Raw genomic sequence first — 11,344 nt, 5'->3', positions numbered from 1 at the left:
GCGAGAAGGCGCTTGTCGGCCGGAACAGGACAGTCCATGGCCGTCCGGCGACGATGATCTTTCGGGTGACCAGCAGCCTGTCCCCGAAAGTCGAAGCTGGCGGCGTCTCCGACCGGAACAGCAGATTGTCGCCGCTCACGGCACCATCGCCGTCATAGATTTCGGTGTTGACCGGCAGTAGCGGCGACCGGCTGAGCGCGGTCTGGAACAGATCGCGAGCCCGGAAGGCCGCATAGAGAAAACCTGATGTCGAGGATCTCGAAGCATTGATGACGTCGGGAGCGGTTTCGACATTGAGCCGCACGAAAACGAAGAAGCCGGTGAACGTCTGCGAGGCGCCCGTGTCCTGGCCCAGCTGCACCAACCCGCTGGCGTGCTGCTGGTCGTCGGACATCGCCTTTTCGATCGCCACACGCCGCATCGGTTCGCTGAACATGTCGTAGCCGATGGCGGCTTGGTTGGATGGATCCAGCGGTTCGAACAGCACGATAGGGGTACGCCAGGGTTGCGTGGTATCCGGGTAGATTGGATGACTGACGCCATAATCGTGCAGCATATCGCGTTCGACCGTCGCCTCGTCGCCCGTCTTTGCCAGCCTGAGGAAACCGATGCCGCGCAAGCCGGCGAAATTCTTGTCGACATCGAGCGCGTTGAAGAACGCCTTGAACTCATTGCGAGAAATATCGCCATTGCGGGCGTCGAACAGGGCCTGCGTCGAGCGCAGCAGCGACAGATGCAGGTCGATGCGGCTCTCGATCCGGTTGAGCGCGTCGTCGGCAGTCGCCTCGAACTTGATGCGCGCGGCTTCCTGTGTGGCGAAATAGGCGAAACCTGCCATCACCATGCTGATTAGTGCGACGGCGATAAAGGCGATGATCGGGAAAAGCTTCTTCAACGGATCGTGCGGTCCCTGAGCGATATCGGACCTTTATGGGCAAGTCGCCGTGCCAACACAATGCCAAGGCCAAGCCATCCTTACGGCTGGCATATCACGTGTCCGGCAACGGCGAGCTGGCTTGATCTCAGGCTGCGATCTTCAGCGCGCCCGGTCCTGGAATGGCGCCCGGCGGGCATTTGCCAAGAATGATCATCCCCAGCACCTCGTCCTGCGTGACATCGGTGGTGCGGGCGGTGCCAACGACCTGGCCGTTCTTCATGACGCAGACCCGGTCGGCAAGCTCGAACACATCGTGGATGTCGTGGCTGATCAGGAAGATGCCGATGCCATCGGACTTGAGCTGCTTGACCAGTTCGCCGACCTGCGCCGTTTCCTGCGGACCAAGCGCCGCCGTCGGCTCGTCCATGATCAGGATGCGGGCGTTGAACAGGATCGCACGCGCGATCGCCACCGATTGCCGCTGGCCGCCCGACAGCTTGATCACCGGCTCCTTGAAGCGCTGGAAGCGGGGATTGAGCCGGCCCATCACCTTGCGCGCCTCGGCCTCCATGGCAACGTCGTCGAGCGTGCCCCAGGCGGTCATCAACTCGCGGCCGAGGAACAGATTTGCGGCGGCGTCGACATTGTCGGCCAACGCCAGCGTCTGGTAGATCGTCTCGATGCCGTATTTCTTGGCGTCGCGTGGATTGGAGATCGATGCCTCCTCGCCGTTGACGAAGATCTGGCCCGAATCGCGCTTGTAGGCGCCGGACAGGATCTTGATCAATGTCGACTTGCCGGCGCCATTGTGGCCGAGCAGCGCTACGACCTCGCCGGGGAAAAGATCGATCGAGGCGTCGTCGACGGCGCGGATGCCGCCAAACGCGATCGAGATGTTCCTCATGTCGATCAGCGCGGTGGCTGCAGGAGCAGTCTTGTCATTCATGGCATGCCCTCCTAGACGCGCTTGCGATAGACGGTGTCGAGCCACACGGCGATGACCAGTACGGCCCCGACGACGATGCTCTGCAGCGGCGAGTCGACGCCGAGCAGCACCATGCCGGACTGCAGCGACTGCATCAGCAGCGCGCCCAGCATGGCACCGATGATCGTTCCCGATCCGCCGGCAAGCGACGTGCCGCCGATCACGGCGGCTGCAATGACGAGCAGTTCGTCGAGCGTTCCAAGCACGTTGGTGGCCGAATTCTGCCGGGCCGAGGAGATCGCCGCGGCAATCGTGGCCAGCACGCCCATGATCATGAACACCTTCATGGTGATCCATCGCGTGTTGATGCCGGCGAGATTAGCCGCCTCGGGATTGCCGCCGATGGCGAACACATAGCGGCCGAAACGGGTGCGGTTGGTGATGAAGGTCATGACCAGCCCGACGGCGACAGCCATCAGCACCGGTATGGCGATACCGTGGGCGATGAACAGGCCGCCTTCGGGAACGGTGATGTTGTTGGCGGCCGCATATCTGTTCACGATGCCGATCGGCCAGGGGTAGGAGTTGGCGAGCCAGACCGCACCCATGATGGCGCCGCAGGTGACGACTCCAAGCAGCGCCTCGGCCCAGATCGGACGTAGCGGAAACCGGAAACGCTTGCGCTGCACCCGCCCGTTGAACAGCCCAAACACCACGGCGAGGCAGGCGACGATCCCAACGACCCAGCTCCAGGTCGCGCCGATCGATCCCGCCGGCCCACCGCCCATCAGCTGAAAAGTGGCGTTAAGCGGCGCCACGGTCTGGCCTGAAGTGACCCACCAGGCGGCACCGCGCCAGACCAGCAAGCCGCCCAGCGTCACGATAAAGGCGGGCACTTCGAGATAGGCGATGACGAAGCCTTGAAAAGCGCCGATCAACAGGCCGAGCGCCAGGCCGATGACCAGTGCCAGGACCCAGATCCACGGGTTGCCGAGTTCGAGCCCGACAAAGCGCACCAGGAAATGCACCTGGGCAAACCCCATCACCATGCCGATCAGGCCCTCGGCGGAACCGACCGACAGGTCGATGTTGCGCATGACGATGACCAGCACCATGCCGCAGGCCATGATGGCAACCGCGGATGTCTGCACCGACAGGTTCCACAGATTGCGCGGCGTGAGAAAGGTGCGGCTGTCGAAATCGAGCGGATTGACGCCAAGGCGCAGGCTGGAAATGACATGCAGCCCAATCCAGATGACCAGCAGCGCGCCGATCATGCCGAGCATGCGGGTGTCGATCTCGGTCGCCTTCAGGAACCGGGCGACGGCGCCGAGTTCCGACGCGCGCGCCGTATCGGTCTGCGGGTTTGACGTCGTATCGGTCATGGTTTCCTCCCACCGGCTGGCCGTCTGACGCGCATGCCGGAGCCCAGCCTAGAAGCTATCCGCATGATGCGGAAACAGAATTCTTTGAGAAAACGCCGCGGCTTTTGGGCCGCGGCGTTCAGATATTGCAAAGTGGTACGGATCAGTTGCAGGCCGCCACGGTGCCGGCGGCGACACCCGCGCAGACTTCGTCCTTCTTGATCCAGCCGGCGTCGATGACGACGTTGAGATTGTCCTTGGTGATGGCAACCGGGGTCAGGAACAGCGACTTGACGGTGTTCCCGCCTGGCGTCGTGAAGTCCTTGGCGCCGGCAATGTCGCTCGTCTTCTTGCCGTCGGCGAGCTGCGAAGCGATCTCTGCAGCGTTCTTGCCCAGTTCGCGCGCGTCCTTCCACACCGACACGGTCTGCGTGCCGAGGGCGATGCGGTTCAGCCCGGCGTGGTCGCCGTCCTGACCCGAGACCGGCACGGTGCCGGCCAAGCCTTGAGCCGTCAGCGCCGCGACGACGCCACCGGCAGTGCCGTCATTGGCCGCGACCACCGCGTCGACCTTGTTGTCGTTGGCGGTCAGGAACTGTTCCATGTTCTTCTGGGCGTTAGCGGGCAGCCAGCCATCCGTGTAGGCTTCGCCGACATTCTTGATCTTGCCGCTGTCGATGGCTTCCTTGAGCACTTCCATCGAGCCCGAGAACAGGAAGTCGGCATTGGGATCGGCGCCGGAGCCCTTGATGAAGACGTAGTTGCCTTCCGGCTTGACCTTGAACACTTCGCGGGCCTGCATGCGGCCGACTTCCTTGTTGTCGAAGGTCAGATAGAAGACGTCCTTGTTCTCGATCAGCCGGTCATAGCCGACGACCGGAATGCCTTCGTCCAGCGCCTTCTGCACGGCCGGGCCGATGGCCGAAGCGTCCTGTGCCAGGATGATCAGGGAATTGGCGCCCTGCGAGATCAGGCTTTCGACATCGGTAAGCTGCTTGCCGGGATTGGACTGCGCATCGGCGGAGATGTACTTGTCGCCAGCGGCCTCGATCGCCGTCTTCATGGCGGCTTCGTCGGTCTTCCAGCGTTCTTCCTGGAAGTTGGACCACGAAACGCCGACAACCTTGTCCTTCGCCTGCGCGACAGACGCGAGCGTCAGCGACATGGCGGCACCCGCCAGGATGGCGGCCGTGAATCTTTTCATATTATCCTCCCTGCGCCGCGTATGGCGCGACCAAACTGACCCGAGGGCCGGCACAGAGGCTCTATTTTTTCGAGCCTCGAAAAAATACTGGGCCAACGCCCGAACGCTGTCAACATCGATTCTGATGGATTTTGATGTCATTTCGAGTTTTTTCGAGTCTCGGAATAAATAAATGACACGGCCTGCAGCTTCTGCCAGTATTTACCGGCGTCACCGACAGCGTTCCAGGGGCAGGAGGAACCGCGGCGGCCGGGAGGATATGAAAGAACATGTCGGTCGGAATCCGCCACGACGATCTGCGCCGCCGCAACCGCGCCATGGTGATCGCGGCAGTGCGCCGCGCCGGACAGCCGTCGCGAACCGAGATCGCCGCGACCACAAGCCTCAGCCATTCGACCATCTCGGCGATTTCATCCGACCTGATCGTCGAAGGCATCCTGACCGAAAGCAAGCCGAGCGAGGCCGGCTCGCTCAAACGCGGCCGGCCGCAGGTCGGCCTCAGTCTCAATCCGGAAGCGGCCGCGGTAATGACCGTGGTGCTGTCGCTGAACTTCCTCTCCGTCGCCGTCATCGACTATGCCGGCCAAGTAATATCCGAGGAACAGCGCCGGCTGGACACGCTGACGATGTCGCGCGAGTCGCTGATCGGGGAATGCACGGCCATCGTGCGGCGCCGTCTGGCAGATCCCGACCTGGACGTGCGCAGCATCGCCCGCATCGCGCTGGCCATCCAGGGCATCACCGACACCCGTGCCCGCGCCATGCTGTGGTCGCCGATCACGCCGCACACCGACATCGCCTTCGCTGACATATTCGAAGACGAGTTCGGCATCCCTGCCATAATGGAGAACGACTGCAACATGATGGCGGTGGCGCTGCGCTGGCGCGACCCCGATCGTTACCGCGACGATTTCATCGCTATCCTTTTGTCGCACGGCATCGGCATGGGACTGGTGCTGAAGGGCGAATTGTTCACCGGCACCCATTCTTCGGGCGGCGAATTCGGCCACATGATCCATCGGCCGAACGGCGCGCTATGTCGCTGCGGACGGCGCGGCTGCGTCGAAGCCTATGCGGGCAATTACGCCATATGGCGCAACGCCAGGCAGATGGGCGAGGATGCAGAACCCGTTGCCGATGTCAGCGACGCAGACATGCGCGCCCTGGCTGCCGCGGCCCGCGAAGGTGACGGACCCGAACGGGAAGCCTATCGCAAGGCCGGCGAAGCGCTCGGCTACGGCCTCGGCAGCCTGTTCGCGCTGATCGATCCGGCGCCGGTCGCCATGGTCGGTGTCAGCGCCGCCGCCTTCGACCTGATCGAGCCGGCATTGCGGCAAGCGATTGCCCAGACCGCCGGCGGCCAGCATTCCAAATCGATTTCCTTCGACACCGAGCCGAACGAACTGCCGCTGATCCGCGAAGGCTGCGCCATGCGGGCGCTGATCTTCGTCGATCAGGAGATTTTTGCGCCGGGCGTGCAGGCGAGATCCGGTTTCGGCGGCAAGAACGTGGCGTGAGTTCAAACGAGGGAGTTCAGTCCTCTCGGATGGCGTATCCGGCCCCACGGATCGTGCGGATGACATCAGGCATACGGCCATTGTTGACCGCCTTGCGCAGCCGGCCGACATGCACGTCGACCGTGCGCTCGTCGATGTAGATCGTCTCGCCCCAGACATTGTCGAGCAGCTGGCTGCGCGAGAACACGCGGCCTGGATGGCGCATCATGAATTCGAGCAGGCGGAATTCCGTCGGCCCAAGCCGGATCTCGCTCTTCTTGCGATAGACACGGTGCGACTCGCGATCGAGCACGATATCGCCGACCTTGAGCACGCTGGACAGCACTTCCGGCTTGGCCCGGCGCAGCAGCGCCTTGACCCTGGCCATGAACTCCGGCGTCGAGAAGGGCTTGACCAGATAGTCGTCGGCGCCGGTCGACAGGCCGCGCACGCGGTCGCTTTCCTCGCCTCGCGCGGTCAGCATGATGATCGGCAGCCGCTCGGTCTCGGGACGCATTCGCAGGCGCCGGCAGAGTTCGATGCCCGAAACCGCAGGCACCATCCAGTCGAGCACCAGAAGATCGGGAACGTTCTCCTGCAGCCGGATTTCGGCCTCATCGCCGCGCGTCACCACCTCGACCTGGTAACCTTCGGATTCAAGATTGTAGCGGAGCAGCACGCCTAGCGGCTCCTCATCCTCCACCACCATGATGCGTGGTGCGATCATCGGCTGGTCACCCCTGTTATGCCGCTGGCGCGGACATTGCCGTCTCGTCCTGCTTCGGACGATTGGCTGGCAGCTGCGTGCCGGTCAAAACATAGTAGGCATTTTCGGCGATGTTGGTCACGTGGTCGCCGATCCGCTCGAGGTTCTTGGCGCAAAACAACAGGTGTGTGCACGCCGTGATGTTGCGGGGATCTTCCATCATGTAGGTCAGCAGCTCGCGGAACACCGAGGTGTATTTGACGTCGATGCGTTCGTCATTGTTTCTGAGCGTGGCAAGCGCTGCCGCGTCAGCGGCGGCATACTCGTCGACGACCCCCTGCACCTGGATCAGCACCAGCTGCGCCATCGCGTCGATCGAATGCGAAAGATCGTGCGGCGTGACGCTCAGCCCGACAGTGCCGACGCGCTTGGCGATGTTCTTGGCAAGGTCGCCGATGCGTTCGAGGTCGCCGGCCATGCGGATCGAACCGACCACCGCACGCAGATCGTTGGCCATTGGCTGGCGCTTGGCGATCAGCGTGATGGCGCGATCGTCCAGCTCGCGCTGGCGGGCATCCATGATGGCATCGTCGGAAACCACGCGCTGCGCCAGCGCATTGTCCGAATTGAGCAAAGCCTTGGTCGAGCCACTGACCATCGAGCGGGCGAGATCGCCCATGTCGCGGATCAGCTGGCTGATCTGCTCCAGATCTTCATCGAAAGATGCAACGGTATGTTCACCCATGATCGTCGTCCCTCATATGCCTGAGCTCAGCCGAACCGGCCGGTGATGTAGTCCTGGGTGCGTTTGTCGTCGGGGGTGGTGAACATCTTGTCGGTGGCGCCCTCCTCGACCAGATAGCCTAGATGGAACATCGCGGTGCGCTGCGACACGCGCGCTGCCTGCTGCATCGAATGGGTGACGATGACGATCGTATAGTTCTGGCGCAGTTCGTCGATCAGTTCCTCGACGCGAGCAGTGGCGATCGGGTCGAGCGCCGAACACGGTTCGTCCATCAGGATCACCTCGGGCGACACGGCGATGGCGCGTGCAATGCACAGACGCTGCTGCTGGCCACCGGAAAGACCCGTGCCAGGTTCCTGCAAACGGTCCTTCACCTCGTTCCAGATTGCCGCCTTCTTCAGGCTCGACTCGACGATCTGATCCATGTCGGCCTTGCGCTTGGCCAATCCGTGGATGCGCGGCCCATAGGCGACGTTCTCGTAGATCGACTTGGGGAACGGATTGGGTTTCTGAAACACCATGCCGACGCGCGCCCTGAGTTCGACGACATCGATGTTCTTGTCGTAGATGTCTTCTTCGTCGAGCGTGATCTTGCCGGTTACCCGCGCGGAATCGATGGTATCGTTCATGCGGTTGAGGCAACGCAGGAAGGTCGACTTGCCGCAGCCGGAGGGGCCGATCAGCGCCGTCACCTGATTCAGGCGGACGTCGAGATTGACATCGAACAGCGCCTTCTCGCCATAGAACACGCCGACCTTGTCGCCGCGCATTTTGATCACTTCGTTCGACTTGGCGTTCATCTTATCGCCCACTGCGTTTTCAAGGGACTGTTCGGTCATGATGTTCATACCAAAATGCCTTTTTTCTACCAGCGCCGCTCGAACCGACGCCGAAGCACGATCGCGGTGATGTTCATGGCCATGAGGAAGACGAGCAGGATGATGATCGCGCCCGACATGCGCTCGACGAAGGCGCGTTCAGCCTCGTTCGCCCACATATAGATCTGCACCGGCAGCGCGGTGGCCGGATCGAAAGGCGTCGTCGGTGGATCGGCGACGAAGGCGACCATGCCGATTAGCAGCAGGGGCGCGGTTTCACCGAGCGCACGCGCTAGACCGATGATGGTGCCGGTGAGGATGCCGGGTGCGGCAAGCGGCAGGATGTGCTGGAACACCATCTGCATCTTGGAGGCGCCAAGACCGAGAGCCGCCGAGCGGATCGACGGCGGCACCGCGGCAAGTGCAGCGCGCGTCGCGATGATGATCGTCGGCAGCGTCATCAGTGTCAGCACCAGGCCGCCGACGAAAGCGGCGGAGCGCGGCATGCCCAGGAAATTGATGAACACCGCGAGGCCGAGCAAGCCGAAGACGATTGACGGCACCGCTGCCAGATTGTTGATGTTGACCTCGATGAGGTCGGTGAAACGGTTCTTCTTGGCGAACTCTTCCAGATAGATGGAGGCGGCGACGCCGATCGGCAGCGCCAGGAGCAACACGATCACCATCATATAAAACGAGCCGATGATCGCCACGCCCATGCCCGAGGTTTCCGGGCGGCTGGAGGCGCCGTAGGTGAACAGGCCGCTGTTGAAGTGCTCGGCCATCGCGCCCTCGGCCTTGAGCTTGTTCATCCAGGTGATCTGCTGGTCCGAGACCTTGCGTCGCGCTTCCTCGACACTGAGGTCGATCTGGCCCTTGAAAGCCGAGTCGAGATTGGCGGCGGCGAGGATGTTGACGTTGCGTGTCGTGCCGATCACGGACGGATCGGCGGCAACGATGTCGCGCAACTGGACGCGGGCGCCTTCCGACAGGAAGCCCTTGAGCTTCTGGATCATCGGCTTGTCATCAGGAGAGATGCCGAGCTTGGCCACAAGCGCGTTTTCGGCGAGCCTGGGATAATTTGCCTTGATCAGAACGCTCGGATCGGTTGCACGCTTGCCGGAAGGATCGATCACCTTCTCGTCGAACGAGATCGGCAGTGATACCGTCGTCTGCCAGAAGGCGGTGTAGCCTTTCGAGACGATGGTGATCAGCATGATTGCCAGGAACGCCAGGCCTACGGAAATCGCCACGACGCCATAGATGCGGAAACGGCGTTCGGCGGCGTAACGGGCCTTCAGGCCGATGTCGCGGCGCGGATGGGCCGCCGCCCTGACCATCGTATCCATGGAAATGTCGGTCATTCGTACTGCTCCCGATATTTGCGCACGATGTAGAGCGCGACGATGTTCATCACCAACGTCAGCGCGAACAGCGTCAGGCCGAGTGCGAAGGCGACCAGCGTCTGCGGCGAATTGAACTCGAGGTCGCCGGTGAGCTGGTTGACGATCTTGACGGTGATGGTCGTCATCGCCTCGAACGGGTTGATGGTGAGGTTGGCGGCGACGCCCGCCGCCAGCACGACAATCATCGTTTCGCCGATGGCGCGCGAGGCGGTCAGCAGGATGGCGCCGACGATGCCGGGCAGTGCAGCCGGCAGGATCACCCGCTTGATCGTCTCGGAGCGGGTCGCGCCGAGGCCAAGCGACCCGTCGCGCATGGCGCGCGGCACCGCGGTTATGATGTCGTCCGAAAGAGAGGACACGACCGGGATCAGCATGACGCCCATGACCAGGCCGGCGGTGAAGATGCTCTGGCCCTGGATGAAGGGCGAACCGCCGGTCAGCGCCGCGGACAGGTCGCGCAGGAACGGCCCAAGCGTGACGACGGCGAAGATGCCGTAGACGATGGTCGGTATTCCGGCCAGCAGTTCAAGCGCCGGCTTGACCACCGAGCGCACCTTGGGCGTTGCATATTCGGCCATGTAGACAGCCGACATCAGCCCGACCGGCACCGCAACCAGCAGCGCGACGGCGGCGATGTAGAGCGTGCCCGCAAGAAGCGGGATCAGACCGAACTGGCCCTGGCTGCCGCCCGAACCGGCAGCGGCAAAACGCGGATCCCAGACGGTGCCGAAGAAGAAACTCATCGGCGAGACGCTTTCGAAAAAGGTGATCGTCTGGAACAGCATCGAAAGCACGATGCCGATGGTGGTCAGGATGGCGATGGTGGAGGCGGCAAGCAGCCCCCACAGCATCAGCCTCTCGACATTGTTGCGGGCCCTGGCGCGCGGCTCGATCTGCCTGAGCGCATAGAAGGCGCCGGCGATCGAGGAAACGAGAATGACAATGGCGCCGAACAGGCCGAGCCGGTCCTGGACCTTGTTCGCCTCGATGGCGATCGGGATCATGTAATCCTGCGTGTCGCTCGCCAGTGCCACACCCTTGGCGGCGAGCAGCGGCTGCAGCTCGGCAAAGCTGGCAGGCATTGCGGCCAGTGTGCCTGCATCAAGTTTGCGCAGGCCCCTGGCGAGGCTCTTTACGAGGCTGACATCCAGTGCCTCACTGGCAACCTTGCTGTCGACGGTGCGCTCGGGCAAGGCAGTGTGAATGTGTCGGTCCAGATAGACGGAAGACCCGACGGTCCAGACGGCAAGCAGCAAAAGAGCAGGCAGAACGGCGAGCAGGAAGGCCCACCAGCCATGATAGTGGGCGCGCGAATGCGGCTTGACCTTGCCATTGTCCTGGGCCGCGGCACGTTGCCGACCGATGAAAAAGGCAACCAGGCCGACGGCAACGACGATGGCCAGTACGAGCAAGGACGACATGGACCCACCCCAAGAGAAATTCTTACGCAGCCGCCATTGCGGCCTGCGATGAAACCGGGGCGCGGGATTTGGCCCGCACCCCGGTTCGGCAGCTGATTACATCGACTTTCCGGCGGCGAAAGCGTCACGCTGGGCCTGACGCTCGGCATCCGGAGCCGCAACGAGGCCGTATTCGGCGAGCGGGCTTTCCGGGCCAACCATCTGGTCGTCAAGGAAGAATTCGACATATTCCTTGAGGCCGGGAACGACGCCCAGATGCGCCTTCTTGACGTAGAAGAACAGCGGGCGCGAGACGGGATACTTGCCGCTGGCGATCGTCTCGGTCGAAGGCACGACGTCTTCCACGGTGGCGACCTTCAGCTTGTCGGCATTGTTCTCATAG

11 protein-coding genes are annotated in these 11,344 nt (G+C 62.6%); 1 reads left to right on the top strand and 10 read right to left on the bottom strand.

What is annotated here, in order from left to right; all coding sequences use genetic code 11:
* The 4 genes from EOC06_RS22900 to xylF form a co-directional block, all read right to left on the bottom strand.
* Positions 1-895: CHASE domain-containing protein (locus EOC06_RS22900; protein WP_206631238.1), on the bottom strand; the 895-nt coding region annotated here is incomplete at its 3' end.
* A 127-nt stretch (positions 896-1,022) separates the two neighbouring features.
* A complete protein-coding gene (locus EOC06_RS22895; RefSeq protein ID WP_127267717.1) occupies positions 1,023-1,823 on the bottom strand; it encodes an ATP-binding cassette domain-containing protein in 801 nt (266 codons plus the stop codon).
* A gap of 11 nt (positions 1,824-1,834) precedes the next feature.
* Positions 1,835-3,187 carry a sugar ABC transporter permease gene (locus tag EOC06_RS22890; protein ID WP_127267718.1) on the bottom strand — a complete coding sequence of 451 codons (1,353 nt, stop codon included), beginning with the start codon at positions 3,185-3,187 and terminating at the stop codon, positions 1,835-1,837.
* A 142-nt stretch (positions 3,188-3,329) separates the two neighbouring features.
* Positions 3,330-4,370 carry a D-xylose ABC transporter substrate-binding protein gene (gene xylF, locus EOC06_RS22885; RefSeq protein WP_128308853.1) on the bottom strand — a complete coding sequence of 347 codons (1,041 nt, stop codon included), beginning with the start codon at positions 4,368-4,370 and terminating at the stop codon, positions 3,330-3,332.
* A gap of 269 nt (positions 4,371-4,639) precedes the next feature.
* Here xylF and EOC06_RS22880 point away from each other — a divergent pair, with 269 nt between their 5' ends.
* Entirely contained in the window at positions 4,640-5,887 is a 1,248-nt protein-coding gene (locus tag EOC06_RS22880) for an ROK family protein (RefSeq protein ID WP_127267719.1), read from the top strand.
* A 16-nt stretch (positions 5,888-5,903) separates the two neighbouring features.
* Here the strand turns inward: EOC06_RS22880 and phoB are convergent, their stop codons facing one another.
* The 6 genes from phoB to EOC06_RS22850 form a co-directional block, all read right to left on the bottom strand.
* Positions 5,904-6,593 (bottom strand): phosphate regulon transcriptional regulator PhoB, encoded by a 690-nt coding sequence (phoB, locus tag EOC06_RS22875; RefSeq protein ID WP_010911896.1) that lies wholly within the window; start codon positions 6,591-6,593, stop codon positions 5,904-5,906.
* Between the two features lie 16 nt (positions 6,594-6,609).
* Positions 6,610-7,317: a phosphate signaling complex protein PhoU gene (gene phoU, locus EOC06_RS22870; protein ID WP_127267720.1), complete on the bottom strand. Its 708-nt coding sequence runs from the start codon at positions 7,315-7,317 to the stop codon at positions 6,610-6,612.
* Between the two features lie 26 nt (positions 7,318-7,343).
* Positions 7,344-8,165 (bottom strand): phosphate ABC transporter ATP-binding protein PstB, encoded by an 822-nt coding sequence (gene pstB / locus EOC06_RS22865; RefSeq protein ID WP_128308852.1) that lies wholly within the window; start codon positions 8,163-8,165, stop codon positions 7,344-7,346.
* A gap of 17 nt (positions 8,166-8,182) precedes the next feature.
* Positions 8,183-9,499 (bottom strand): phosphate ABC transporter permease PstA, encoded by a 1,317-nt coding sequence (gene pstA / locus EOC06_RS22860; protein WP_127330389.1) that lies wholly within the window; start codon positions 9,497-9,499, stop codon positions 8,183-8,185.
* Positions 9,496-10,962, bottom strand: coding sequence for a phosphate ABC transporter permease subunit PstC (pstC, locus tag EOC06_RS22855; RefSeq protein ID WP_128308851.1), 1,467 nt, complete (start codon positions 10,960-10,962; stop codon positions 9,496-9,498). The genes pstA and pstC overlap by 4 nt, the downstream gene beginning before the upstream one ends.
* A gap of 96 nt (positions 10,963-11,058) precedes the next feature.
* The coding region (locus EOC06_RS22850; protein ID WP_206631237.1) for a PstS family phosphate ABC transporter substrate-binding protein at positions 11,059-11,344 on the bottom strand (286 nt) is incomplete at its 5' end.

This window comes from Mesorhizobium sp. M7A.F.Ca.MR.362.00.0.0 (genome assembly GCF_004023175.1).
Taxonomy (GTDB): domain Bacteria; phylum Pseudomonadota; class Alphaproteobacteria; order Rhizobiales; family Rhizobiaceae; genus Mesorhizobium.
Note: the sequence above shows the minus strand (reverse complement) of the source record. Positions and strands in the feature narration are given on the sequence as shown.